This is a genomic window from Vibrio furnissii CIP 102972, assembly GCF_000176175.1.
In the GTDB taxonomy this organism is placed as follows: Bacteria; Pseudomonadota; Gammaproteobacteria; order Enterobacterales; family Vibrionaceae; genus Vibrio; species Vibrio furnissii.
The window spans coordinates 109,535-134,783 of the sequence record NZ_ACZP01000013.1 but is presented as its reverse complement, the minus strand read 5'-3'; the positions used below and the strand labels follow the sequence as shown (position 1 = coordinate 134,783).

Here is a 25,249-nt window from a genome sequence, read left to right as displayed (position 1 = left end):
TTCTCCTACTTGTGGTGTGTCAGTACGGATGAGGGATGGGTTTGCGCGCGATGTTGCACCAGTTCACTGCCCAGCAGTGCCAGCGCCAGCCACAAACCGAACATGCCCGCGATGCCGAGCGCGCCATTGGCGCCCCAGGGCAATTCATACGGATAAGGCCCGACATCGAACTTAGGAATGGTCTGCACCTGCATCATGGTGACCCAGCGCACCAACCAAGCAGCGACAAGGCTGAGTGCCATCATGCCAATCAAGCCCAACTCGCGGGTTCGCTCATGCAAGCTCAAAAATGCCCATGCGATACAACCCAGCAGCGCCGCAGTCAGCAGCGCCAGATGCTGCGTCCATTGCGTATTTTCATACAGCGAAAACGTTGGGTTATTGGCCGCCCAAATCGGCACTAAAATCAGTGCCAGCATCGCACTGAGCGACACGGTTTTCTTCAGTAAACTGAGATCAAAGCTGCTCAGTTGCGCCGAAATGGCTTTCGGCACCAGCAGATAAACAAACAAGCTAAAACCGACGGCAGCCAGAAACGCGGTGACAAACCACAGCAGCGGCGCGGCGGGTTGATGCCACAGCGGACGTGCGCTCACGGCGGCAATTTCCGCGCCGGTATAGAGCGCAATCGACAGCCCCGAGAACATAGTCAGCGTCGCCACCAGCAGCGTCAAACGGCGTGAGGTGCGCCACTGGCCGAGCGACAATTGCCCAACCCAGCGCAACACCAAGCCATGACTTTGCTGCAGCGCGATCAAATCGGCGCGCAGATAGAGCCAAGCCGTCGCCACCGCCAGCGCTGAAAACAGCGGCAGAAACAGCGAACCCAGCGACATCCACGACCACGGCGTGATGTAAGCGTAGAAGTGCCACGCTCGGCCGGGTTGATGCAAGTCGCCGGTCAGGGCCAGCGGGCCAACCATGGCACCAATCGCCAGCGTAAGCACCAGCGCGGCACGCAAACGGTGACTGCTGCGCCTTTCAAACAGCAACGCAATCAAAAAGAGCATGGCCGCGGCGTACGCCGAGCCAATGTAGAAGAAATACTGCACCGCCCACGGTAGCCAGGCGATCGCTTGCGGCGCAACCAACACTTCGGTGATGTTCATGCGTGGCCTCCTTGCGGCTCGTAAATGGCGGCTTTGCCTTGAATGTGCGAGGTAAAACGTTCATCCATACCAAGATAAAACACATGTGGCTGGGTATTGGCTTCCGGTTTCAGCACTTTCAGTTCGCCTTGATGCTGCGCCATTAGCTGACGAATCTGACTATGCGGATCGTTCAAATCGCCGATGATGCGCGCACCGCCAACACAGGTTTCCACGCACGCCGGCAACAAGCCCTGTTCCAGACGATGCGCACAGAAGGTGCATTTATCCGCCGTCAGGGTATGTTCGTTGATCACCCGCGCATCGTAAGGACACGCCTGCACACAATAGGCGCACGCCACACAGCGGCTGTTGTCCACCATCACAATGCCATCCTCACGCTGAAAGGTGGCCTGCACCGGACACACCGCCACGCACGGTGGGTTATCGCAGTGGTTGCACAAGCGCGGCAGCGTGAACGCTTTCACCTGCTGAGTCGCCTGCGAGCCATCCGTTAAGGTCACTTCGTACTGTTTGACGGTGGTGCGAAACTGGCCGATAGGCATCTGATTTTCAACACTGCACCCGACCGTGCAGGCCTGACAGCCTACGCACTTGCGCAGGTCAATCAACATTGCATAGCGTTTGCCTGTTTGACCTTTCCGGTCCGGCGCTTGGTTATTGCGTATCACGGTGCTGGCCGTCGCCGTGCCAATCCCGGTCACCGGGATTAACGCAGCACCAGCGGTCACCGCGCTGAGAAAACGTCGTTTGGTGGAATCCATCACTCACCTACTGAATTGGGTTGGGTGAGTTGATTGTCAGCAATGCGCGACGCGGTCGGTATTGTGGTTTTCCACATACCCGGCGGTTCATTGATCTAAAACAAATGGGGCATGGTGCGGGTTGCTGTTATCCTAGTCGCCAGTTGATGCATTCAGGGATGAAGACCGCATGTTCACTTCGTTAGTTTGCCGTTTGATGTTCCCCATCCTGCTGGGGTTGTGCTTGTTGAGCGCGCAAAGCATCGCGGCACAACAGGCGGCCAATCAAAAGCCAGCATCCCAACTTAAGTCTTCCAAAATTAAGCCTGTCGTTGATGTTGGGGTGTTGGCGATTCGCGGCAATCTGGCAGCAAAGCAGCGCTGGCAACCGACCATCGATTGGCTCAATCAACACATTCCGGATGCCGAGTTTGTGCTGCATCCGCTCGATTTAGACGGCATGCTGAATGCGGTGAAATCGCAGAGCATGGAGTTTATCGTCACCAACCCCGGTCAGGCGGTGCGCCTCGGCAGGCAGTACGAGCTGTCGTGGATGGCAACACTCACTAATCGCGCGCCGAGCCATTCTAACTACGCCATCGGTTCGGCGTTGGTGGTGCGAGCCGAATCCCCTTATCAGCAACTGGCGGATATCGCCGGACATTCGATGGCGGCGGTCTCCGAGCGCGCTTTTGGTGGCTACCTCACGCTGCGCTATCAGGTGTTAGAACTTGGCTTTCATCCGAATGATTTTTTCGCCAACGTGCGCTTTTGGGGGTTCCCGATTGACGCCAACCTCTATCAGTTGCGTGATGGGTTTGTCGAGGCGGCAGTCGTGCCTGCGTGTTTGCTGGAAACCATGACCCGTGAAGGACTGCTGGAGGCCAATCGCTATCGCGTGCTCAACGTCGACACCAATGCAGATTTCCATTGTCAGGTCTCGACCCACCTTTATCCGAATTGGTCGTTTGCCAAAACCGACCGCGCCTCGGCGCCACTCGCCAAACAAGTCACCCGCGCGCTGCTTGCCATGCCTGCCGAAAGCCCGGCCGCCATCGCCGCTGGTGCGTCCGGTTGGACCTCGCCCGTCAGCTTGCTGTCCATCGATAAACTCTATCAGGCGCTCGATCTGCATCCATTGCAGGAGCCGTGGTGGAAAGAGGCGATCCGCTGGCTGCGTTTTCATCAGGAGTGGGCTTGGGCGCTGTTTATCGTGGTGGTGGTGTTGAACGCCTACCACTTCTGGCTCGAATACCGGTTTAGCAAAAGCCAACAAGCACTGGAGAAAACGCAGCTGCGCCTCAAAGAGAAAAGCGAACAGTTGGAACACGCCCAGCGCGTGGCAATTGTGGGCGAACTCGGCAGCAGCTTGGCGCATGAAATCAATCAGCCGCTGGCGGCGATTCGTAATTACAGTGAAGGCGGTTTGCTGCGCGTGGCAAAGCAGCGCCCGACAGAAGAGATCACGCCGGTGTTTGAAAAGATTCAGGCACAGGTCGATCGCGCCGATGCGATCATCAATCGGCTGCGCAACCTGATCAAAAAACGCAGCCTTGAAAAGCAGCCGTGCAACATCGAAACCCTGCTCGACGAGACACTGGAACTGATGCACTACCGCTTGCAAAAATACGAGGTGGCGATCAGCCGCAGCAGCGAAGGCGACGTCATTGCCGTAGAAGCAGACCGCGTCGGTATGCAGCAAGTGCTGGTGAATGTGCTCAGCAATGCCATCGACGCCTGCCTGCTTTATCAAGAGCGTGAAGCATCCGGCAGTTATCAGCCCAAAATCGCGCTACATACTGATTATCAGCCCGAGACGCTGTACATTCGCGTGGTCGATAACGGCACCGGACTGGAACACGGCACCCCGAGTGAAGCGTTTGTCAGTCACAAAGCGCATGGCCTCGGATTGGGGCTGGCCATTTGTCGCGATGTGATGGAAAGCCATGGCGGGCAAATCAGCCTGATGTCCGCCGAGCCACACGGCTGCATCGTCAGCCTTTCTCTGCCCTATTGGGCGTAAATTCAGGAGCGCATGAATGAGTGAATCGAATCCACACCTGCCCGTCTATGTGGTTGATGACGATGAATCGGTGCGTGATTCTCTGCAATTTATGCTGCAAGAGCACGGTTTCCACGTCGCCACCTTTGCCAGCGGCAAGGCGTTTCTCGACCACATCAATCAGCTCAAACCCGGCTGCGTGATTTTGGACAGCCGCATGCCCGAGCTGCGCGGCCAGCAAGTGCACCAACGGCTCAACGAGGCCAACAGTCCGCTGGCGATCATCTATCTGACCGGTCACGGCGATGTGCCGATGGCAGTGGATGCGCTGCAAGCGGGAGCGATTCACTTCTTTCAAAAACCCGTCAAAGGCGACGAACTCGCCGCCGCCATCACGCAAGGGCTGCAACAGTCAGCATCGAAGCTAGATCTGCTGGCGGCAAAAACCGCATTTGAATCGCTGACGACACGCGAAAAAGAGATCCTCAAACTGCTGATTGCCGGTAAACGCAATATTCGCATCGCCGACGAACTGTGCATTGCACAGCGCACTGTCGAAGTGCATCGCGCGAATCTGATGAAAAAGTTTGCTGCCAGTACCGTGGCCGAACTTGCCTACGTCTATGGCCAACTGGCCAAGGTGATGCGCTAAATCGTTCGAATTCGGTCGAATACCGACCGCACCCTTTCGGCATCGTCCAAGTCGGCGCATACGCGCCACAAAGCCCTCACAAAAAACAAGTCATTCATTCACCCAGCCACCAAAATGACCAAATGACACATAAACTTAAGTTTGTATTTCAAACATAAAATTTACACAAAATAACCTTTTGATCACAGAATGATGTTCAGTTAATGAATATTCAACATTGCTAATGTGCTCGCGGTTGCAGGTCTTGCAAGACTAAAAAACTGAAGGTGTCTTCAGCTAATCTTAAGTTTAGATTCGCATGATAGTGCCATCGTTTCATCGTCAGGTTTATTCTTCATGTCAAACTCAAGTCGTCTTTCATTTCCGCGTCTCCCCATGAGCATGACCACGCTCATTGTGGTTTTCGCGGTCTATTTTGGTACGGTGATGAATTATCCCGTGCTGAAGACTATTTTCCGTTTGAGTGCGGATGTCTCCAATCCGTTGTTTGCCTACACAGCGCCTGTTCTTCTAACTTGCGCCTTCATTATTATTTTCTCCGCATTTGCCTGGCCATACTTTTTCAAGCCGTTTATGGCATTTGTGGTGCTAACATCCGCTGCAGCGCTGTATGCCGAAGTCAATTTTCAAACGCTGTTCGACACCACCATGATGGAAAGCGTGTTTGAAACCAACTCTTCAGAAATATCGTTTTACCTCAACACGGCGACGCTTCTTTACTTGTTCGGCTTTGGTGTGGTGCCGTGTCTCTTCCTCGCCATGGTGCGCATCACGCCGCACCGCACTTGGATGCGCGCGATCGCATCGCGTGTGGGCATCGTCATCATCGCGGTCGCGGGGATTGGCTTGATTGCGGCCACCAGCTACAAAGACTACGCCTCAGTCGGTCGAAACAATCACTACCTGAACAAAATGATTATTCCCGCGCATCTGTACAATGGCGCGAAATACCTTAACAAAACCTACTTCGAAACCAAGCTGGCCTACCAAACCTTGGGGACCGATGCCAAGGTTGCAGCCGCACCAAACGGCAAACCCACGCTGATGGTGGTGGTGCTGGGTGAAACCGCTCGTGCGATGAATTTTGCCTACAACGGCTATCAGCGCGACACCAACCCTTACACCAAAGACATGGGCTTAATCGCGTTTCAGGACGTCTCCTCATGCGGCACGTATACCGCACTGTCGGTGCCATGCATGTTCTCGAACATGACGCGCGACAGCTACAACAAGCCACGTGCTGCCGCGCAAGACAATGCGCTCAATGTGCTGCAACACGCCGGGGTTGATGTGCTGTGGATCGATAACGACGGCGGCGACAAAGGCGTCGCGAAAAAACTGCCCTATCTGTCGATTGACGCCTCACTGAAAAATGACGACTGCAACGGCTCGACCTGTTTTGACGTGGCCATGCTCAGCGATGCGAAAAAGTTCATTGACGACGGCGCACGCAACAAACTGCTGGTACTCCACACCATCGGAAGCCATGGCCCAACCTACTGGCAACGGTACCCCGATGCACAAGCGCCCTTCCAACCCGCGTGTAACCGCAGTGATATCGAAAACTGCAACGACCAACAAATTGTCAACGTGTATGACAACACCTTGGTCTACACCGACTACGTATTAGCACAAGTGATCAATGAGCTGAAAAGTGTCTCTAACGATTACAACGTGATGCTGACTTACATTTCCGACCACGGTGAATCACTGGGGGAAAGTGGCCTGTATTTACACGGCACCCCTTACGCGATTGCTCCAGTCGAACAGACGCACGTGCCTTGGCTGCTTTGGATGCCAGAGCAATATGCACAGCAGAAAGGCTTGAATACGCAATGCCTCAAAGACAAAGCGAAAACAAGCGCGCTGTCACACGACAACTTATTCCATAGCCTGCTGGGTTTTTATGGTGTGCGTACCGAGGTTCAGAACAGCGAGCTGGATATCACGCAAAGCTGCCTTTTAGATTCATAACCCCTATTTATAGAGTTCTCATTCAATGCAACAGGAAGTCATCATTAAACGCACCGGGGTGCACCGGATTGTTTATACCTTTGTCCACAGTTTTAACGGATTCAAGTGGCTGTGTAAGCACGAAGCCGCGTTTCAACAAGAGCTGATGCTCTTCGTGCCACTGACCGTGTTCGCGTTTTGGTTGGATCTACCCGCCATGCATACCTTACTGGTGATGTTAAGCATGGTGTTCGTGTTATTTGCTGAGATGGTCAACACCGCCATCGAAGCCGTGGTGGATCGTATCGGTTTGGAATATCACACACTGTCTGGCGTTGCGAAGAATATCGGGTCGGCGCTGGTTCTTTTGGCCATGGGATGTTCATTGGCTGTTTGGGGTACCGTATTATGGCTACACTAATTTCTGCGTTCACTGGCGAGCGCGCCAAATTTAAGTTGGGTGCACTGCTGCCATTGTTGTGCTTTGTTTTGATTGATTTGCTGCTGCTGAGTTTGTCACGTCTGATGCTCTCGGTGTGGCAAAGCGAGCGCGTGTTTTCGACCACCGATTTTGGCCAGATTTTTATCGGCGGCCTGCGAATCGATATCTCGTCGGTCGGTTATCTGTTTGCACCTGCGCTGCTGCTGATCATCGCCGCCACGCTGCTGCGTGCGACGCGCTACATTCGTCTGCCGCTCAAAGTGTATTTGGTCGCGGGCAGCCTGCTGTTTCTGTTCTTTGAACTGATCACGCCCACCTTTATCCTTGAATACGACCTGCGCCCTAACCGCCTGTTTATCGACTACCTGATCTATCCTAAAGAAGTGTTCTCGATGCTGGCCTCTGGCTACAAAACCGAAATTGCGGTGACGTTTGTCATCCTGTTTTTGGCCGCTCGCCTACTGAGTAAAGTCTTTGATGCGTTGTGGAGCGCCGACGTGAAAGGCGCCGTGTTACCACAATTGGCGATGCAACTGGTGCTGACGTGTTTGGTGGTACTGGGCGCGCGCGGCACCTTGGAACACCGCCCGATTAACCCGGCGTTGGTGGCGTTTTCAACCGATCACCTGCTCAACGATTTAAGCATTAACTCCGCCTATTCGGTGGCGTTTGCGTGGAAACAAGCGCAGAAAGAGATGTCGAGCGCCGACTTCTACGGCCCGATGGATCAGCAAACCTTGTTGCGTGAAATTCACCGCACCATGCAAAACCCCGCGGCGGATTTCGCCGATCCAAGTGCGCCGACAAAAACCATGCACACCACCAGCTTTCCCGGACGCAAAAAGAACTTAGTGATTCTGCTGCAAGAGAGCTTGGGTGCCCGTTATGTGGGCAAACTCGGTGGCCTACCGCTGACCCCCAACCTTGACAAAATCATGGATGAAGGCTGGAACTTCACGCGGCTATACGCCACGGGAACACGTTCGGTGCGCGGGATTGAAGCGGTGGTCACCGGCTTTACGCCAACGCCAGCACGTGCGGTGGTCAAACTGGGTAAATCACAACAGAACTTCTTCACACTGGCGAGCTTCCTTGGCAATCAAGGGTATCGTACCCAGTTTATTTACGGCGGTGAAGCGCACTTCGACAACATGAAGACCTTCTTCCTTGGCAACGGTTTCCAAGATATCGTTCAAGGCAGCGATTTTGCCAAAGTCGATTTTACCGGCTCTTGGGGCGCATCGGATGAAGATCTGTATGATCAAGCCAACAAAGAATTTACTGAACTCCACCAACAAGGAAAGCCGTTCTTTAGCTTGGTGTTTACTTCATCGAACCATTCACCATACGACTATCCAGACGGTAAAATTACGCCTTACGACAGCGACAAACAGACGCGCAACAACGCCGCGAAATACTCGGATTATGCGCTGGGCGAATTTGTCAAAAAAGCCAAGCAGTCAGAATACTGGAAAGACACCATCTTTGTGGTCGTCGCGGATCACGACTCACGGGTTTATGGCGCAAGCCTTGTCCCCGTACGTCACTTCCACATTCCGGCGGTGATTTTCGGTCATGATGTGCCGCACCAAGTGGATGATCGTCTGGCAAGCCAGATTGACCTTGGCCCAACACTGCTGTCGTTGATTGGCGCCTCTGGTGAGCATCCTATGCTGGGCAACGATTTCACCAAACCGCTGACGGCCTCTCAGCCGCGCGCGATGCTGCAATACGACAAAAACTTCGCGTACTTAAAGGCGGGTAAAGCGGTCGTCTTCCAGCCTGACAAAGCGCCACAAACCTTCCTGTTGGATGGGGAAAATCTCACCCCGACTCAAAGCGATGACGCGCTGACACAAGAAGCGCATGCCTACGCCAACTTCGGCAGCATGGCATATCAAAAAGGGTGGTATAAACCTTAATCACTCAGCGTGAGCGGTGGTGCATCAGCCGCGACTCATCCACGAGACACATTCATCAACAACACATAGTAAAACGCCAGATCATCACGATCTGGCGTTTTTATTGTGGGCAAAGCGTTCAATTAACGATTGGCATCTGCATTTTGACGGGCACGTGGCGCGCCGCCATTTTGATTTTGGCTATTGCGGCTTTGACCATTGCCGCGGTTTTGGCTATTGCTGCGACTTTGGCTATTACGGCTTGGGCTGCGGCTGTTTGAGTTCTCGTTGTTCCCTTTGTTCGCACTGTTGCCGTTGCGTGGTTGATGACGCTTTGGTTTGTTCGCCGCTGTTCCCGCGTTTTGCTCGCTGGCTTTACCGTTGCGAGCGCCGCTGCGCGGTTTGGATGTCGCCCCCTCAGGCTGATCGTTCTTGGCTGGCGCTCGGCCTTGGCGCGCCTCACCTTGACGAGATGGCTTAGACTTACCGCCCGCGTTTTGATTTGGCTTTCGGCCTTGCGAGGCCGGCTTTTCGCCTTGAGCATGGCGTTCGCCCTGCACTGCTGGTTTTTTCGGTTTCTTCGGTTTTTTCGGTTTGATTGGGCGAGTGTCCAGTTTTGATTCTGGCACAGCGTTGGTCGGCTTAAAGCCGTCCAGTTCTACGCGCGGCAAGACTTGCTGAATCAAACGTTCAATGCCAAACAGATCCGGCGCTTCTACGGCACACACCAAAGAGATCGCGCGACCTGCTTCACCCGCACGGCCCGTACGGCCAATGCGGTGCACATAATCTTCCGCGATGTTTGGCAGCTCAAAGTTCACCACTTGAGGCAGTTGCGGAATGTCGATGCCGCGCGCCGCGATGTCGGTCGCAACCAACACGCGCAATTCGCCCGATTTAAATTCGGCCAAAGCTGTCGTACGTGCGCCCTGGCTCTTGTTGCCATGAATCGCCGCCGCTTTAATGCCTTCTTCATTCAAAAATGCGGCCAGCTTATTCGCGCCGCGTTTGGTACGGGTAAACACCAGCACTTGCTGCCAATTGCCGTCTTTGATGAGTTTCACCAACATCGGCGCTTTCTTTTTCACGTCGGCTGGGTAAACACACTGCTCGACCGTTTTCGCAGTAGAGTTCGCTGGGCTCACCGAGATCTCTACCGGATCGTTCACTAAGCCTTTGGCCAGCGCACGAATTTCATCGGAGAACGTGGCGGAGAACAGCAGGTTCTGACGGTTTTTCGGCAGCAGCTCAAGAATCTTACGAATGTCGCGAATAAAGCCCATGTCCAACATGCGGTCCGCTTCATCAAGCACCAGCACTTCCAGTTGATCAAACTTCACCGCATTCTGGTTGTACAAGTCCATCAAACGACCTGGTGTTGCAACCAGCACATCGGCACCTTTTCGCAGACGCAGCATTTGTGGGTTGATCTTCACGCCACCAAACACCACCGCGCTGCTCAGTGGCAGGTGACGGCTGTAGGTAAATACGCACTCTTGTACCTGAGCGGCTAGCTCACGCGTTGGGGTCAGAATCAACGCACGCACCTGATTGGCACGCACACGAGGGCCACCCGTTAAACGCTCCAGAATCGGCAGCGTAAATCCGGCAGTTTTACCTGTTCCGGTCTGTGCTGCTGCCATCACATCTTTGCCTTGCAGCACAGCTGGGATCGCTTGTGCCTGAATTGGAGAAGGTGTTTCGTACCCTTTTTCCTTGATGGCTTGAAGGATTGGCGCAGATAGACCTAACGAGGTAAAACCCATAGTTGATTCTCAATAGTTAATAGAACGGTGGATCGTCGCAGAATGCGACTCCAAAAGTCCGGCATTCTGAATCTTTTAAGCCTTGGGTTCAACCAGTAATTGCAAACTCCCGCCGCCCCACGTAGCCATGCGCTTTAGCTGACTGATTTTACTCAAAAAAATGAAAACATCGCCGCCATACCCCGAATTGTCGCCACATTCATCCCAGCGACATAAAACATCGTCATCTTAAGCATATGTTAAGTCACGCGCCCTATGATGAATATCACTGAAGTCATACGGCGAATGTATCGAGGCGAATGTGTCGAGGCAGATGCATCGAAGCATCCGAATAAGCGGCTCATCAGAATGAATGATGATTCGACCTAGGCGACCAATCGGTGTTTGGCAAACGAAGATAGAGAGGGCAATGATGATGCAACTGGTCGGTGAGAACCCAAAACTGCGAATCAAAAATTACTTACGTAAATTCGATCGCTACCGTAAAAACAAAATGACCCACGTGGCCAACCTGCTGCTGTCGGTACTCGGAAACACCCGTGACGCGCAACCTGAGTTAGTCGCGGCCAACGACGTCAAACAAATTTTGATTGTGCGCAGCAACGACCGCGTCGGCAACACGGTATTTTTGATTCCGTTCATTCGTCAGGTTCAGCACCACTATCCACAAGCCAAGATCACGTTACTGCTCAACAAACCATGGCAACAAACGCTCTTTGCCCATATGGGCATCGATACGTTCGCGTTTGCCAACCTGTCGTTTTCCAGCCTGCCGGAATGCATCGCATCGCTGCGTGGTTTGCGACAACAGGTCTTTGATCTTTGCCTGTCGCCAAGCACATCGGCGCAATCGTCGATTTTGTGCGCCTTGATGAGCGCGCGTAATAAAGTGGCTGCCACCAGCCGTTACGATGCTGCATTCACCCACACGTTCCCTGTGCGTAAAGCCTATAGCCACGCTGCACTGTGTAACCTCAGCTTACTGCCGCAAATTCACTCATCAGCACAACAGGCCTCTCCGTGGAACAGCCATCAACTGAGCATCAGCACGGACGAGTGCCACGCTGGGTTGGAAACCAAAACCATGCTCGCACCGGACGATTCGCTGTGTCTGGCATTTTTCCGCGGCGCACGCGGCGACAAAAAGTTAACCGATGTTGAATGGCTGAACGTTTTGCGCCAGTTTGAACGCGCCCATCACCAACCGATCACGTGGATCGAAGTAATGGGCCCAGAAATTGAAGCGCCGCTGTGTCGGGATATTCAAACCTATCGCAGCAAAAGCTTGCGTGAACTGGCCTGCTTCCTGCGCCATGCCGACGGCTTCATCAGTTGTGACACCGGCCCGCTGCACCTCGCCGATGCCGCCGGAGCCAGTTGCATTGGCCTATATACCCACACCGATCCTGCGGTGTACGGTTTGCTGGGAGAACGCTGTTTCCATATCACCGACCTCGAACACATCGACGCGGCGACCATATTGCATAGGTTAGAAGCTGCCAAAGTCCTACCGCAAGCGGCGTAAGGGAGGCTGCACGATACGTTTGTCTGAACGATGTGTCTGAACGATGCATCTGAACAAAGCATCACCGCCCACCATGTTCCTGAGAAAAAGCAGCCGTCCTCGCTGCTTTTTCGTCAAGAATCTCCACCTCGTTATACCTTCATCTGAGAAACAGGCTTGACCTTCCCCTAGGGGGAAGCTTTATAGTCGCTGCACTTTTTATGTCATTGCCCTTTTTACATGCGCTTAAACTTCATGACGACACTCGGAATCACACTGTTGGCATTAGCTTCGCTGCTGATGTCCGGCTTTGTTGCTGGTTCGCCCGCCATGAATGTGACCCTCAGCAAGCACATGGCAATGCCACCTGTGATGTCGATGCCCCATCGCGTCAGCGCAAATTGCACCGATAACTCAAACGCAAAGCAACCCCACGCCCAACATGCCCACGCCAGCCCCTCATGCGATGTCAGTCATGACATGAAGCACAGTTGCTGCGATACCACCTGCACCAACACGTTGGCATTGATGGCATGTCTTGCGCCAATCCCATCGCGGATCAGCACGCAAACCCAATACCACGTCATCAGTGCCGGTGATGTCATTCACCGCACACAAACGCTTTACCGGCCCCCCAGCGCTTAAATCCCAACTCTCGAATCTCGGCTTCCGCCCCTACTCCCTGTGAACAGGTAACAGGCGGAGAAGTTTTCGTGCGCGTTACGCGCTCAGTTGTGGATGAACAACGTGAAATTAAAACCATGCCTTTTGGCGCTGTCTGTCAGCGCTGCGGCTTGGGTGTACACGATGGCGATGGCGAGTGAAACCTCGCCTGCCAGCCCATCACCTCAGTCAGCACAAACGCTGTCTCAATTGATTGAGACGGCGCTGTCGAACGACGGTATTCGTCGTCAGTATTACGCACAAGCGCAAGCGATGCGCGAAACCGGTCGTGCCAGTGCGACCTTAATGGATCCCAAACTCAAAATAGGCGTCACCGGTCTGCCCGTCGACAGCTTCAAGTTCGATGAAGATGCGATGACCAACATTTCCGTTGGCCTGATGCAGCAGTTTGAGCGGGGTGACACGCTCGATCTGCAAAACAAAAAAGCCACGCAACAGGCACAAGGCGTCGACCTTCAGGTCGTCGGTCGCGAGCTAGACGTCGCCAACGCGCTGACCCAATTGTGGCTTGAACTGGGCTATCAGCAGGTGGCGCAAACCATTCTGCTGGAAAATCGCAGCCTGATGAATGAGATGGTCAATTTCATTCAAACCAATTACGCGATTGGCAAAAGCGAAGCGCAGGATCTGCTCAATGCGCAGCTGCAGGTCTCGCGCCTGGACGAGAAGTTACAGGCTAACGCGCAGATGCAGCTGCGCCTGACCGCTCAGCTCTCCGAATGGCTCGGTTCAGACTGGCTGCTTTCAGCCCATCGCCTTCAGGCATCGAACCAGTTGCCGTGGTCTAAGCTGGAGCAAACCCTCACTCCCCCGTCGACCAACAACGCTTATTACAGCGATCTGAGCCGTCACCCTGCGGTGCGCATGGCAGATTCATCGATTGAAGCCGGTCGCACTCAGGTGGATATTGCGCGCGAAGCTTACTCGCCGCAGTTTGGGGTGGAAGTGATGTATGCCTATCGCCAAGCCAATAACATGCGCGGTGAGCCTGCATCGGACTTGGTCAGTGCCTATCTGACCCTGGATATTCCGCTGTTCACTGGCAACCGCCAAGACCGCAACCTCGCGGCCGCTCAGTATCAGGTCGGTGCAGCCCAATCGCAAAGAGACACCTTACTCCGTCAGATGAACGCCAAAGTGAACGCGCTGCGCGTTGATCGCGACAACCTCGCTCAGCGTTTGGCGCGTTTCAACTCGACCTTACTACCGCAAGCTAAGGCGCGTGTTCAGGCCACCGAGCGCGGCTATCAGAACAATACCGCGCAGTTTAACGACGTGATTTCGGCCAGTACGGATGAATTGGCGTTGCAACTCGAGTATCAGCGCCTGCTCACCGATCGCAATCTGGTCAACAACAACCTCGCGGCGCTACTCAGCAGTTACGAATACCACGTCAGTCCGCCGCAGCTCTCCACGTCAACCGCCGAGCAGGAATAAGGTCAAATCATGAAAAACAGTCATATTGCAATCATCGCGCTGGCCATCGGCGCAGCTCTGGGCGTGGGCGCCCAAACGTATCTCACGGGCATGAACGCCGAACATAACGCCATGAACAACACCATGAACAGCGCCGCCAGTGAAGGCAGCAAAGAACCGCTGTATTGGGTTGCGCCCATGGACCCGAACTACAAACGCGATAAACCGGGCAAGTCACCAATGGGGATGGATTTGATTCCGGTGTATGCCGAAGAAGCCGCGTGCCAGAAACCCGGCACGGTCACCATCGACCCGTCGGTCGAAAACAACCTGGGCGTCAAAACCGCACAAGCTGTGCGCGAGCCGCTGTCACCCAGCATTGAAACCGTGGGCTACATCGCCTTTGATGAGAGCCGTTTATGGCAAACCAACGTGCGCGTGGCAGGCTGGGTCGAGAAGCTCTACGTCAACGCGGTCGGCGATCGCGTGCGTAAGGATGACGTGCTGTTCACCCTCTACTCGCCCGAATTAGTGAAAGCGCAGGAAGAGTTGCTCAACGCCTATCGCACCGGACGCAGCGCGCTCGTGAAAGGGGCAACCGAGCGTCTAGTGACACTCGGCGTCGACCGCGCGCAGATTCAGGCCATCCTTAAACGCGGCAAAGCCTCGTCGTCCGTCGACATCAAAGCCAAAGCCGATGGCATCATCGCCAGCCTGAATATTCGTGAAGGCGGTTATCTCTCTCCGGCACAAGCGGTGATCAGTGCCGGTCCGCTGGATAATGTTTGGGTCGATGCCGAAGTGTTTGAGCGCCAGTCACACTGGGTGACCGCGGGCAGTAAAGCGATGATGACGCTCGATGCGATGCCGGGCCGCGAATGGCAGGGCGAAGTCGATTACGTCTACCCGATTCTCGACCCGCAAACCCGCACCCTGCGCATGCGTTTAAAATTCCCGAACCCGCAGGGCGAACTCAAACCCAACATGTTCGCCAACATCTCACTGCGACCGGTCACGGAAGATGCGGTATTAACCATTCCCAAGTCAGCGGTGATCCATTCAGGTGGCATGAGCCGCGTGGTGCTTTCCGAAGGCAACGGCCAGTATCGCTCAGCGCGCATTGACGTGGGCCGTGAAGCGGGCGATCGCATTGAGGTGCGCCACGGACTCAATGAACAAAGCCGCGTGGTCACTTCAGCGCACTTCCTGCTCGATTCAGAATCAAGCCAAACGGCCGACTTGTCGCGCATCGATGGCCTGCAAGCCGCCAGTGAAGCGATTTGGGCCAAAGGTGAAGTGACCGATGTGATGGACAAAACACGCATGCTGACCATCAGCCACCAGCCTGTCGCGGAACTGAACTGGCCGGGCATGACGATGAACTTTACCCTCGCCAACAACATCAACGTGGCACCGTTCAAGCGCGGACAGGCGATTGAGTTCGCGCTCAAAAAAGGCGATGACGGCCAATATCAAGTGGTCGATTACCGCATCGGTGACAACGTCATTCCCGGCGAGCTGTGGCTGACCGGTGACATCAGCATGCTGATGGCCGATTTTGGCATGATCACCCTCAAACACTTGCCGGTCGCCGAGTGGCGCTGGGATGCAGGCGAAATGAATTTCAGTGTCGGTGATGACGTTGACCTCAGCGGGCTGAAGGAAGGTCAGCCGGTTCGGTTTCTAGTGCAGAAAAATGGCACCGACTATGTGCTGAAAGCGATTGAACGCCGCGGAGGTCAATCATGATCAACGCCATCATTCGCTGGTCGCTGCACAACCGCTTTCTGGTGTTGGTTGCGACGATTGCGCTCATCGCAGGTGGCCTGTTCAGCGTGAAGCAAACGCCGGTCGACGCGATTCCCGATCTGTCCGATGTGCAGGTGATCATCAAAACCAGCTACCCCGGCCAAGCGCCGCAGGTAGTCGAAGATCAGGTCACCTACCCGCTCACAACTGCGATGCTGGCCGTACCTGGCGCGGTGACGGTGCGCGGCTATTCGTTCTTTGGTGATTCGTACGTGTACATCATCTTTAACGACAAAACTGATATGTACTGGGCGCGTTCGCGGGTCCTCGAATATCTCAGCCAAGTAGCGCCCAAACTGCCTGCCAACGCCAAGCCGACGCTCGGCCCCGACGCCACAGGTGTGGGTTGGGTCTACAGTTACGTGCTGCAAGACAAAACCGGGCAACACGATCTCGCGCAGCTACGCAGCCTGCAAGACTGGTTCCTTAAATACGAGCTGCAAACCGTGGCTGGGGTGTCGGAAGTTGCGACGGTGGGCGGCATGGTCAAGCAGTATCAGATCCAGATCGATCCCGCCAAACTGCGTGCCTACAACCTGACGCTACAACAGGTCAACGCCGCCATTCAAAATGGCAATCAGGAAACGGGCGCCTCAGTGATCGAAGTGGCCGAAGCCGAGCACATGGTGCGCACCACCGGTTACCTGACCGGGATTGAAGACATTCAATCGCTGCCGCTCAAAGTGGCCAGCAAAGGCACGCCGCTGCTGTTGGGCGATATTGCCGACATTACCTTGGGGCCACAAATGCGCCGCGGGATTTCGGAACTCAATGGTGAAGGGGAAGCTGTCGGCGGCGTCATCGTGATGCGCTATGGCGAGAACGCCAGCCAAGTGATTGCTAACGTCAAAGCCAAGTTGGACAGCCTGCAAGGCAGTTTGCCCAGCGGGGTGGAAATTGTACCGACTTACGATCGCTCCACACTGATCAATTCTGCGGTCGAGAACCTATGGAAGAAGCTGGCGGAAGAGTTCATCGTGGTCGCCATCGTCTGCGCGCTGTTCCTGTTCCATATGCGGTCATCACTGGTGATTGCGCTCAGCCTGCCCGTCGGCATTCTGTCGGCGTTTATCGTCATGCACTGGCAAGGCATCAATGCCAACATCATGTCGCTTGGCGGTATCGCGATTGCCATTGGCGCCATGGTCGACGGTGCGATTGTGATGATCGAAAACGTCCACAAACACATTGAGCGCACGCCGCTGACCGATAAAAACCGCTGGCAAGTGATTGGCGATGCGGCGCAAGAAGTCGGCCCACCGCTATTCTTCTCGCTGATCATCATCACCCTCAGCTTTGTGCCAGTGTTTGCGCTGGAAGGTCAGGAAGGCAAGATGTTCTCGCCGCTCGCCTTCACCAAAACTTACGCCATGGCGGCGTCGGCGGGGCTTGCCATCACGCTGGTGCCGGTGCTGATGGGCTATTTCATTCGCGGGAACATACTGCCCGAGCACAAAAACCCGGTGAACAAGGCCTTAGTGAGCTTGTACCGCCCGCTGCTCAACCTCAGCCTGCGTTACCCCAAAACCGTGATTGCGGTAGCGGTAGCGTTGATGGCATCCGCCTACTACCCGACCAGCCAACTCGGCAGCGAGTTCATTCCACCACTGGATGAAGGCGATTTGATGTACATGCCGACCACTTATCCGGGCATCTCGATTGGGAAAGCGCGCGAGCTGTTGCAGCAAACCAACAAGCTGATCAAAACCGTGCCGGAGGTGAACACCGTGTGGGGCAAAATCGGCCGCGCCGAAACTGCAACAGATCCCGCACCGCTGACCATGATCGAGACCGTGATCCAACTGAAACCACGCAGCGAATGGCGTGAGGGCGTCACCCTAGCATCGCTGCGTAAAGAGTTCGACAGTCTGGTGCAGTTCCCCGGCCTCACCAATGCGTGGGTGATGCCGATCAAAACCCGCATCGACATGCTGGCGACCGGGATCAAAACCCCGATTGGCATCAAAATCGTCGGGCCTGAGCTGGCGACCATCGAACGCATCGGCGCTGAGCTGGAGCCGATTTTGAACCACATTCAGGGCACTTCGTCGGTGTATGCCGAACGTGTGGCTGGCGGCCGTTATGTCACGGTCGATATCAAACGCCGCGCCGCCGCGCGTTACGGGCTGAACATCAAAGACGTACAGCAAGTGATTGCTACTGCGGTCGGTGGCATGAATGTCGGCGAGACGATTGAAGGTCTGGAACGTTACCCGATCAACGTGCGCTACCCGCAGGATTACCGCGATTCCGTGGTCAAACTGCAAAACCTGCCCTTGGTGACGCCCAACGGCGCTCGCATTGCGCTCGCCGATGTGGCCGACGTGCGTTACGAAGATGGCCCGCCAATGATCAAAACCGAAAATGCTCGCCCCAATGGCTGGGTGTTTGTCGACATCGACGGGCGCGATCTTGGCTCCTACGTGGCCGAAGCACAGCGCGTGGTGGCCGATCAACTCAAATTGCCAGCGGGGTACTCACTGACGTGGTCAGGGCAATATGAATACATGGAGCGCGCCAAAGATCGCCTCAGTGTAGTGGTGCCCATCACGCTCACCATCATCATGCTGCTGCTCTACTTCAGCTTCCGCCGTGTGGGAGAAGTGCTGATCATCATGGCTACCTTGCCGCTGGCGATGGTCGGCGGCTTATGGCTGATGTATTCGCTCGACTATCACCTGTCGATCGCCGTCGGCGTGGGCTTTATTGCGCTGGCTGGTGTCGCGGTCGAGATTGGCGTCATCATGCTGGTGTACCTCAATCAAGCTTGGCATTACACCAAACTCAAGGCTCAAGAACGCCAAACAAACCTGACACGGCAAGACCTCAACGACGCCATTCGCGAAGGCGCTGGGCTGCGCGTGCGCCCGGTCATGATGACCGTGATAACTGTCATCATCGGCCTCATTCCGATTATGTACGGCGAGGGCACCGGTTCTGAAGTGATGCAGCGCATCGCCGCGCCCATGATTGGCGGCATGGCATCGGCATTGCTGCTGACGCTGCTGGTACTGCCCGCCATTTTTAAGCTGTGGAAACAGCGTGAAACACAACCCACACCAACCACTGAAAAGGAATAACTCATGAAAATCACTGTATTGGCTTTGGCACTAAGCCTCACTTCCCCATTGGCGCTAGCCGACATGACGCACGGCGACAGCCAGCAATCCGGCATGGATCACAGCATGATGGCAACCGACTCAATGTCGCATGACGGCATGTCGAACCCAGCTGGCATGATGAACATGGGCGAGATGTCGGACGTTGGCATGCCAGCCGCCGGCTCTAAACCGAGCAAAGTGGTGTATGTGATGCTCTCTGATGACATGAAAATCACCTTCAAAAAAGAGGTCACGATCGAGCCCAATGACGTGGTGCAATTTGTGGTGATGAATACCGGCAAAATCGACCATGAATTCTCCATCGGCTCTGCCAAAGAACAACTGGCCCATCGCGACATGATGCGCACCATGAGTGGCCAACACATGCATGATTCCGGCAGTACGGTGACCGTGCAACCGGGCAAGGCCAAGCAATTGACCTGGCATTTCCAAGGTGATAACCACGTCGAGTTCGCCTGCAACATTCCCGGTCACGCCGAAGCGGGCATGGTGAAAAAAGTGACGCTGTAAATTTACAGGCCAGTGGAAACAAAGAAGCCGCATACTGCGGCTTCTTTTAACTCGTCTTTCCAATAGAAATTGAATCAAGCAGATATCTTAATTTCGGCCACTCTCTAAGATTTCTGTCGTCTGCAGATTGGAAATAATCGGATGTTTGGCGAACACAACCAGAAATACCATACTGACCAATAGCAACAGAAAAGCTAACCCAATGGCCGCTGATTCGAAGGACCATTCGAAAAGGCATGAGCAGTAAAACGCGGCAAATGCATTACCAAAGGCAATGATGATATTTTGAATCGCTGCGGTTCTGCCTGCGATGCCATCTAGTGTCATTTCTTGTAGATACGCAGCCAAACTCACGGCAGCCAGTGTTGTCGTTACTCCAAAACAAAACATCAAAATAGGTAGCCAGGAAAGCTGATCAAACAAAGCAAATGCAAGAAAAGCCAGTGCAGATACACATTGATTAATTAACAGCGCGGTATCGGAGGACTGCTTATTCAACATGGATTTAAAATTCTTCATTAGCGTTCCAGAGGCAATTGCACCTGCGGCATAACTCACACTCAACCAAGACAACCACTGTGTATCATTTGCGAACTTGTTTGCTACCAACGGAGCCAACAAAACATAAAAGCCACCCAGTGATACCGCAATAGAAAAACTACTTAACAACCTAATGAGAAATGCACGATTACCATACGTAAAATTGATGAAATCACGCCAACTTAGCGCAGTTTTCTGCGTCACTTCCGCATGATTTTGGTGTGCATATTTGGACTTAATCAGCAAACTGGCCAATAAGCATACGCCATAAATCGCTGCCATAAAGTACAACACCGCAGATTCGGAATACCAAGACAGCATGACTCCCGTCATCGATAATCCGACGATTTGTCCCAGTTGCGAAGACGCGGCAATCTTCCCGTTTACTATTTTCAACTCGTTGGCTTTAAATACGTCCTTCACAAGTACAAACAATGATGTTCGATAGAAAGGCCTCGCGACGTAGACAATGCCTGCTGCTATCAAAAGATAAAAGGTTGAGTCAGCACTATAAGTCATTGACAGAGATATAAAGGCAACGAAACTGATGACGTTAATAATTACCAGAATTTGACAGGGTGAATAACGGTCGGAGATCGTACCTGCGTAGCATTGGATGAGAGTAACAATTAAGAATTCCCCTCCGTATGCTGACGCAAACGCCCAAAGACTATTAGTTTGATCGTAAAGAAGCTTACCTAACAGAAGCGTAAATATGGCGCTGGCCATTTTAGTAAAGAATTCGATCAGAGGGGGCATATTCTTCAAGAGATCACCAACGATTTCATTTTGACTGATGTTATTTATTTGTTAGATTTACCCACTCTGACTTAATAATTTCAATAAGTTAATGAATCAAGGCCTTCAAAAGGAGACCACGCGCTCACAAGTCAAAAAAACTAATCACTGAGGGCTCCCATCGAAAGAATGATTAGTTACTACAACTCTACATTGATGTGGCGTTCACCTGGGAAAGAATAACCGAATAAATTACGGACCTCAGCCCGCTCTAGCGCCGTTGGGTAATTCCGATTCCGGGCAGGCGAGGCACGGTGTCAGCCGATCTTCGTAGCCAATATCAAACAGCATGCCTTGAGAAACTTCGCCCGCCATTGTGCGCTCGGGCAGATTGACCACAAACAGCGCCTGCTTGCCTTCAATCTCTTTCGGGTTGGCCCTTTCCTGTTTGATGCCTGCCAATATTGAACGGGTGTGATCGCCAAAATCGACGATCAGTTTCATTAACTTGTCGGACTTTGGAACGTCCAACACTTCCACAATACGCCCGACGCGAATGTCCACTTTGGCAAAATCATCAAAGCTGATCTCAGGTTTAATCGGTGCAGGTGTCATCTCTTCTCCTCGTTCAAAAGTGACATGGTGGCTAGAAAGTCGGAGGTTTCGCGTTCTACTCACGGTAAAGCGCGTTTTACCGCCACAACGGAGTACGTATGCCAGTGTTTCATTCTGCCCAATGCGGTTTTGGCGCTTTCGTCACGTTCAAAGAATCTGACGACATCGAAATGGGCAAATAGAGACGTCACGTGCGACTCGGTGAGCGGTGTCGTCGGGCTGCGATAGTTGTTCGCCCAGCTGTCTTTTTCACCCATGAAATCACCAGCAAACACGCCGCCAGCTTCCAAACACGCTTCGATCTTATGCCAGGTCTCCTGAAACTGGTCAGGGTTGGCAAAGAACAAACTGGAGTTGGCAATCACAATGCCCGCTTTGGGGTAGTCGAAAGACTCAAAAGCGGCCTGCTCAATCTCAACCAACGCATTCGCCGCAAACCTTGCTTTACATAGCGCTGTCGCATCGGCATTCACATCGAATCCGTGCACTTGATATCCCTGCTGCGCCAGATACTGGATATCGCTCCCGGTGCCGCAACCACAATCCACCGCAACACGCGCGCGGGATTGATTAAGTTTGACCGCCAACTCTGTTCGCCGGAGATGCGGACGTGAAATAGCCTGTTCGTAATATTCTCGCCAAATCTTAGTGTTGTCTTCCATCACAGTTCGTCGCTAGTGTCGAGTTCATCAGGGAACAGGTATTCCATGTTGATGTTGCCTTCGGGGCTGAGGGTAAAGCGAATGTGGTCGTGGCCGATGCCGGACTGATTGATATCCGAACACCCCAAAAACAGTTCCCAATCGTAGCTGTATTCGATTTGATAGCGGTTCTCCGCCAAATGATGCACCGACTGAATCTCGATGCCGTTGACGTTGTGCGCCATATCATCGATGTAGGAGAGATCAGGGATCAACTTGTCCTGAAAGGTGCTTTTGTTGGCGATGAGGAAATCTTTCAGCGCGTCGCACAGCGCCCGGCCATGTTCAATCGGTTGAGATGGGGGAGTAAAAATCACGTTTTGTTCTCCAGTTGAAATCGCGCAAGATCAGTTTAAATTCAAGGACAAACGCAGCATGTCTTGATGCTGAATGCCCTGTTCGAAAATCGGCTCCGGATAGTGCTTGAGAAAGTGATCTTTGAGCACGCCATCCACCCGAAAACCGAGCCGTTGATAATAGGTCAGTTGATAGCCAAAAGTGCCCGTGCCTAGCTCAACACGCTGCACGTTGCTATTTTTCAGCTCATGCAACGCAAACCGCAGCAGTTCAGAACCGATTCCCTGCTGCTGAAATGGCGCAGCGACCGACACATTGAAAATCTCAGCGGTGGTCTCATCCAGCGCTTTCACCACGCACGCGCCAATCACGGCGCCGTGGTGCGTGACGGCAAAACACCACGCGTCCTGCAAATACGTTGCGATGTTTTGCGGCGACGGATCGGCTTCCAACAGCAGTGACATCGGAATGTCATCAGGTTCAACACGTAAGTAATGCATGTGGCCTCAAGTCAATGGTCGACAGGAAAAGTGCCCAACCGCGAGCATATGCAGCGGCGTGAATCTCACACTTTACTGCAATCGGCTGGAGACGGCACTCGTTTCATGGCCATCAAGTGTTTTGACATACCCTTTGGGCGAAATACCAAACTTATCTTTAAAGCGCTGGCTAAAGCGGCCTTCCGACTGATACCCACACAGGCTTGCGATCATTGCGACGTTGTTGTGCCCTTCTTGTATTAAACGAAGGGCGTGATTCAAACGCACTTCAGCCAGCACTTCACGATACTGAACGCCCTCTTGGCGCAGTTTTCGAATCATGGTAGCGCGACTCATCGCAAAGTGGCGGGCCACGTCATCCAGCAGGTGGTCGTTGCTGGGCGAATGCGACAAATAGCGACTGAGTTTTTGAGTCAGCGAATCTTGCGACGAGGCAAAGAGGTGATGCAAAGCGCCGCGCTCCGCCAGTTGCTGATACACACCCAGCACCCAATATTGCTGGGTTTCGGCGCTCAGTGTTTGGCGGTCAAACGCATAGAGCGCATTGAGCGTGTCGCGCAATGCAGCATCGTGGAAAAGCATGAACGAGGTGCCTTGCTCGGCATTGCGCAGACTCAATTCAAGCATGGCGGGCGGCGGCGCGCAGAAAAAACTGAACATGCGCGATGAAAACCGCCCTTTGTGTGGCATGTTTTCAAAACTCAGCGACATACCTGAACTGCACAGCAAGACCTGAGTCGCGCTCAGTTCACTCGTTTCATCCTGCCAAAAGAGTCGTTTACTGCCTGCCGTGATCTGAATAAGACTCGGGGAATGGATGCGAACATTCCGCAGCGGTTGCTGCTGTCCGGCACGAAATACGGTGACTTGATACTGATGATTCATCCATTCCCTCGCAAAATTTATTGACGCGTATATGTGGCGGTCAGTCTGGCTTTGCCCAGCGCCATGCTGTTGAGGGTAAAACCAAACACAGCTGGCGGCGTGTTGGCATCCAATTGCAGTGATGCTTGCGGCAGCGCCCAAACGGTAAATTGATAACGGTGCATGCCGTCGTTGACTGGCGGACAAGCGCCACCAAAGCTTGCGACGCCATAATCGATACGCGCTTCTTTGCCACCCAGTTTTGCGATATTGGCACCGCGCGGCACGGCATTCACCGATGCCGGAATATCAAACGCAATCCAGTGCCAGAAGCCGCTTTCTGTCGGTGCATCCGGGTCATACGCTGTGATGGCAAAGCTTTTGGTGCCTGCTGGCGCATCTTTCCACATCAGTTGGGGTGACAGGTTACCGCCGTCACATCCCCACCCGGCGTACTCAAAGGTCTTCGCCATCGGGTGACCTTCCTGAATGTCGTTGCTGGTCAATTGAAAGGCCTGCGCGGAACCCGCGGCCAGTAGGCTGACGGTCATGATGCTATTGATGAAAAATTTCATTGCTGTTCTCCTTCGTTGGTCTGATTCAGTGTAAGCATGCATCACGACGATTGCCGACCTAAAAGTATCAAACAAACATAACAATCAGCAATATTTGATACTTAATGCTAAATGATATGGAGAGATCAATAAGGAATTCATCGCACCGCAACCCCAGCCCCTTGACGCCGCTTCCATCAGTTTCGGCAGACAATCCACGATCGCGTCTAGCGGGAAGCTACGCTGGTGCGCCCAGTGCCGGTCAACGAACCGCGCATCGTTCCCCTTTAGGACTCGCGCTTCTCGGGTTTAGCTGCGCGCAAACTGCGCCAACGATGCCCCCGTTAAGCGATAAATTCGCCACTCCGACTGCTCTTGAGCGCCGATGTGCTGATAAAAATCGATCGCAGGTTGATTCCAATGCAACACCGACCATTCAAAACGGCCACATCCGGTGTTGATCGCTTGCTGCGCTAAGGTTTTCATCAACAATTTACCGGCGCCGTGGGAACGGAAAGCCGGGGTGACGTACAAATCTTCCAGATAGAGCCCGTTTTTACCCAACCAGGTCGAGTAATTGTAGAAATAAACCGCATAGCCTATCGGAGCCCCGTCAATTTCGCAGATAAGCGCGTGGGCGGTCGACTGTGCGCTGAACAGGCTGGTTACAATATCTTGCTCGGTAGATTCCACGCAGTGAAGTGCTTCCTCATACTCTGCTAACTCTTTAATAAATTTCAAAATGACGCCCGCATCGTCCACGGTCGCTGGTCTAATTTGCATCATGTCTTTTTCCTATTTTACGGCCATGACTCGCAGTATAAAGG

22 protein-coding genes are annotated in these 25,249 nt (G+C 53.6%); 11 read left to right on the top strand and 11 right to left on the bottom strand.

Annotated features, from left to right (window positions below; translation table 11 throughout):
- Nucleotides 1–5: 5 nt before the first annotated feature.
- Nucleotides 6–1,109, bottom strand: a complete 1,104-nt coding sequence (nrfD, locus tag VFA_RS04720; protein WP_004725159.1) for an NrfD/PsrC family molybdoenzyme membrane anchor subunit — start codon at nucleotides 1,107–1,109, stop codon at nucleotides 6–8.
- A complete protein-coding gene (dsrO, locus tag VFA_RS04715; RefSeq protein ID WP_004725158.1) occupies nucleotides 1,106–1,873 on the bottom strand; it encodes a sulfate reduction electron transfer complex DsrMKJOP subunit DsrO in 768 nt (255 codons plus the stop codon). The genes nrfD and dsrO overlap by 4 nt, the downstream gene beginning before the upstream one ends.
- Before the next feature lie 169 nt (nucleotides 1,874–2,042).
- On the opposite strand from dsrO, the gene VFA_RS04710 reads away from it, so the two are divergent.
- From VFA_RS04710 to VFA_RS04690, 5 genes are all read left to right on the top strand, one after another.
- Nucleotides 2,043–3,875, top strand: coding sequence for a sensor histidine kinase (locus VFA_RS04710; protein ID WP_004725157.1), 1,833 nt, complete (start codon nucleotides 2,043–2,045; stop codon nucleotides 3,873–3,875).
- A gap of 16 nt (nucleotides 3,876–3,891) precedes the next feature.
- Nucleotides 3,892–4,506: a response regulator transcription factor gene (locus VFA_RS04705; RefSeq protein WP_004725156.1), complete on the top strand. Its 615-nt coding sequence runs from the start codon at nucleotides 3,892–3,894 to the stop codon at nucleotides 4,504–4,506.
- A 381-nt stretch (nucleotides 4,507–4,887) separates the two neighbouring features.
- Nucleotides 4,888–6,480 (top strand): phosphoethanolamine transferase, encoded by a 1,593-nt coding sequence (locus VFA_RS04700; RefSeq protein ID WP_004725155.1) that lies wholly within the window; start codon nucleotides 4,888–4,890, stop codon nucleotides 6,478–6,480.
- A 25-nt stretch (nucleotides 6,481–6,505) separates the two neighbouring features.
- Nucleotides 6,506–6,880, top strand: a complete 375-nt coding sequence (locus VFA_RS04695) for a diacylglycerol kinase (protein ID WP_004725154.1) — start codon at nucleotides 6,506–6,508, stop codon at nucleotides 6,878–6,880.
- Complete coding sequence (locus tag VFA_RS04690; RefSeq protein WP_038150957.1) at nucleotides 6,868–8,823, top strand: LTA synthase family protein; 1,956 nt, start codon at nucleotides 6,868–6,870, stop codon at nucleotides 8,821–8,823. Before VFA_RS04695 ends, VFA_RS04690 begins: the two co-directional genes overlap by 13 nt.
- 122 nt (nucleotides 8,824–8,945) lie before the next feature.
- Here VFA_RS04690 and VFA_RS04685 read toward each other — a convergent pair whose 3' ends face one another.
- Nucleotides 8,946–10,568, bottom strand: a complete 1,623-nt coding sequence (locus VFA_RS04685; protein ID WP_004725152.1) for a DEAD/DEAH box helicase — start codon at nucleotides 10,566–10,568, stop codon at nucleotides 8,946–8,948.
- A 409-nt stretch (nucleotides 10,569–10,977) separates the two neighbouring features.
- On the opposite strand from VFA_RS04685, the gene VFA_RS04680 reads away from it, so the two are divergent.
- From VFA_RS04680 to copI, 6 genes are all read left to right on the top strand, one after another.
- The gene (locus VFA_RS04680; protein WP_004725151.1) at nucleotides 10,978–12,093 is read left to right on the top strand and encodes a glycosyltransferase family 9 protein; all 1,116 of its coding nucleotides are present in this window, start codon (nucleotides 10,978–10,980) and stop codon (nucleotides 12,091–12,093) included.
- A gap of 258 nt (nucleotides 12,094–12,351) precedes the next feature.
- Nucleotides 12,352–12,717 carry a hypothetical protein gene (locus VFA_RS23770; protein WP_153811102.1) on the top strand — a complete coding sequence of 122 codons (366 nt, stop codon included), beginning with the start codon at nucleotides 12,352–12,354 and terminating at the stop codon, nucleotides 12,715–12,717.
- A 93-nt stretch (nucleotides 12,718–12,810) separates the two neighbouring features.
- Nucleotides 12,811–14,193: a TolC family protein gene (locus tag VFA_RS04675; RefSeq protein WP_004725147.1), complete on the top strand. Its 1,383-nt coding sequence runs from the start codon at nucleotides 12,811–12,813 to the stop codon at nucleotides 14,191–14,193.
- Nucleotides 14,194–14,202: 9 nt separating this feature from the next.
- Nucleotides 14,203–15,921, top strand: coding sequence for an efflux RND transporter periplasmic adaptor subunit (locus tag VFA_RS04670; protein ID WP_004725146.1), 1,719 nt, complete (start codon nucleotides 14,203–14,205; stop codon nucleotides 15,919–15,921).
- A complete protein-coding gene (locus VFA_RS04665) occupies nucleotides 15,918–19,061 on the top strand; it encodes an efflux RND transporter permease subunit (protein WP_004725145.1) in 3,144 nt (1,047 codons plus the stop codon). The genes VFA_RS04670 and VFA_RS04665 overlap by 4 nt, the downstream gene beginning before the upstream one ends.
- Before the next feature lie 3 nt (nucleotides 19,062–19,064).
- The gene (gene copI / locus VFA_RS04660) at nucleotides 19,065–19,613 is read left to right on the top strand and encodes a copper-resistant cuproprotein CopI (RefSeq protein ID WP_004725144.1); all 549 of its coding nucleotides are present in this window, start codon (nucleotides 19,065–19,067) and stop codon (nucleotides 19,611–19,613) included.
- Between the two features lie 87 nt (nucleotides 19,614–19,700).
- Here copI and VFA_RS04655 read toward each other — a convergent pair whose 3' ends face one another.
- From VFA_RS04655 to VFA_RS04620, 8 genes are all read right to left on the bottom strand, one after another.
- Nucleotides 19,701–20,912 carry an MFS transporter gene (locus tag VFA_RS04655; RefSeq protein WP_004725143.1) on the bottom strand — a complete coding sequence of 404 codons (1,212 nt, stop codon included), beginning with the start codon at nucleotides 20,910–20,912 and terminating at the stop codon, nucleotides 19,701–19,703.
- A gap of 240 nt (nucleotides 20,913–21,152) precedes the next feature.
- On the bottom strand, nucleotides 21,153–21,506 hold the full coding sequence (locus VFA_RS04650; RefSeq protein WP_004725142.1) for a tRNA-binding protein: 354 nt from the start codon (nucleotides 21,504–21,506) through the stop codon (nucleotides 21,153–21,155).
- A gap of 59 nt (nucleotides 21,507–21,565) precedes the next feature.
- Complete coding sequence (locus tag VFA_RS04645; RefSeq protein ID WP_038150954.1) at nucleotides 21,566–22,168, bottom strand: class I SAM-dependent methyltransferase; 603 nt, start codon at nucleotides 22,166–22,168, stop codon at nucleotides 21,566–21,568.
- Complete coding sequence (locus VFA_RS04640; RefSeq protein ID WP_004725140.1) at nucleotides 22,168–22,524, bottom strand: hypothetical protein; 357 nt, start codon at nucleotides 22,522–22,524, stop codon at nucleotides 22,168–22,170. Before VFA_RS04640 ends, VFA_RS04645 begins: the two co-directional genes overlap by 1 nt.
- A 30-nt stretch (nucleotides 22,525–22,554) precedes the next feature.
- A complete protein-coding gene (locus VFA_RS04635) occupies nucleotides 22,555–23,004 on the bottom strand; it encodes a GNAT family N-acetyltransferase (protein ID WP_004725139.1) in 450 nt (149 codons plus the stop codon).
- Nucleotides 23,005–23,076: 72 nt separating this feature from the next.
- Nucleotides 23,077–23,889 (bottom strand): helix-turn-helix transcriptional regulator, encoded by an 813-nt coding sequence (locus VFA_RS04630; RefSeq protein ID WP_004725138.1) that lies wholly within the window; start codon nucleotides 23,887–23,889, stop codon nucleotides 23,077–23,079.
- Nucleotides 23,890–23,906: 17 nt separating this feature from the next.
- Nucleotides 23,907–24,443, bottom strand: coding sequence for a YbhB/YbcL family Raf kinase inhibitor-like protein (locus VFA_RS04625; protein WP_004725137.1), 537 nt, complete (start codon nucleotides 24,441–24,443; stop codon nucleotides 23,907–23,909).
- Between the two features lie 288 nt (nucleotides 24,444–24,731).
- Nucleotides 24,732–25,208, bottom strand: a complete 477-nt coding sequence (locus tag VFA_RS04620) for a GNAT family N-acetyltransferase (protein WP_038150951.1) — start codon at nucleotides 25,206–25,208, stop codon at nucleotides 24,732–24,734.
- Between the last annotated feature and the right edge of the window lie 41 nt (nucleotides 25,209–25,249).

Excerpts from the sequence above, each read along its gene's own strand:
- nrfD (WP_004725159.1), bottom strand. The coding sequence starts at position 1,109 with ATGAACATCACCGAAGTGTTGGTTGCGCCGCAAGCGATCGCCTGGCTA.
- dsrO (WP_004725158.1), bottom strand. The coding sequence starts at position 1,873 with ATGGATTCCACCAAACGACGTTTTCTCAGCGCGGTGACCGCTGGTGCT.
- VFA_RS04710 (WP_004725157.1), top strand. The coding sequence starts at position 2,043 with ATGTTCACTTCGTTAGTTTGCCGTTTGATGTTCCCCATCCTGCTGGGG.
- VFA_RS04705 (WP_004725156.1), top strand. The coding sequence starts at position 3,892 with ATGAGTGAATCGAATCCACACCTGCCCGTCTATGTGGTTGATGACGAT.
- VFA_RS04700 (WP_004725155.1), top strand. The coding sequence starts at position 4,888 with ATGACCACGCTCATTGTGGTTTTCGCGGTCTATTTTGGTACGGTGATG.
- VFA_RS04695 (WP_004725154.1), top strand. The coding sequence starts at position 6,506 with ATGCAACAGGAAGTCATCATTAAACGCACCGGGGTGCACCGGATTGTT.
- VFA_RS04690 (WP_038150957.1), top strand. The coding sequence starts at position 6,868 with ATGGCTACACTAATTTCTGCGTTCACTGGCGAGCGCGCCAAATTTAAG.
- VFA_RS04685 (WP_004725152.1), bottom strand. The coding sequence starts at position 10,568 with ATGGGTTTTACCTCGTTAGGTCTATCTGCGCCAATCCTTCAAGCCATC.
- VFA_RS04680 (WP_004725151.1), top strand. The coding sequence starts at position 10,978 with ATGATGATGCAACTGGTCGGTGAGAACCCAAAACTGCGAATCAAAAAT.
- VFA_RS04675 (WP_004725147.1), top strand. The coding sequence starts at position 12,811 with ATGAACAACGTGAAATTAAAACCATGCCTTTTGGCGCTGTCTGTCAGC.
- VFA_RS04670 (WP_004725146.1), top strand. The coding sequence starts at position 14,203 with ATGAAAAACAGTCATATTGCAATCATCGCGCTGGCCATCGGCGCAGCT.
- VFA_RS04665 (WP_004725145.1), top strand. The coding sequence starts at position 15,918 with ATGATCAACGCCATCATTCGCTGGTCGCTGCACAACCGCTTTCTGGTG.
- copI (WP_004725144.1), top strand. The coding sequence starts at position 19,065 with ATGAAAATCACTGTATTGGCTTTGGCACTAAGCCTCACTTCCCCATTG.
- VFA_RS04655 (WP_004725143.1), bottom strand. The coding sequence starts at position 20,912 with ATGCCCCCTCTGATCGAATTCTTTACTAAAATGGCCAGCGCCATATTT.
- VFA_RS04650 (WP_004725142.1), bottom strand. The coding sequence starts at position 21,506 with ATGACACCTGCACCGATTAAACCTGAGATCAGCTTTGATGATTTTGCC.
- VFA_RS04645 (WP_038150954.1), bottom strand. The coding sequence starts at position 22,168 with ATGGAAGACAACACTAAGATTTGGCGAGAATATTACGAACAGGCTATT.
- VFA_RS04635 (WP_004725139.1), bottom strand. The coding sequence starts at position 23,004 with ATGCATTACTTACGTGTTGAACCTGATGACATTCCGATGTCACTGCTG.
- VFA_RS04630 (WP_004725138.1), bottom strand. The coding sequence starts at position 23,889 with ATGAATCATCAGTATCAAGTCACCGTATTTCGTGCCGGACAGCAGCAA.
- VFA_RS04625 (WP_004725137.1), bottom strand. The coding sequence starts at position 24,443 with ATGAAATTTTTCATCAATAGCATCATGACCGTCAGCCTACTGGCCGCG.
- VFA_RS04620 (WP_038150951.1), bottom strand. The coding sequence starts at position 25,208 with ATGATGCAAATTAGACCAGCGACCGTGGACGATGCGGGCGTCATTTTG.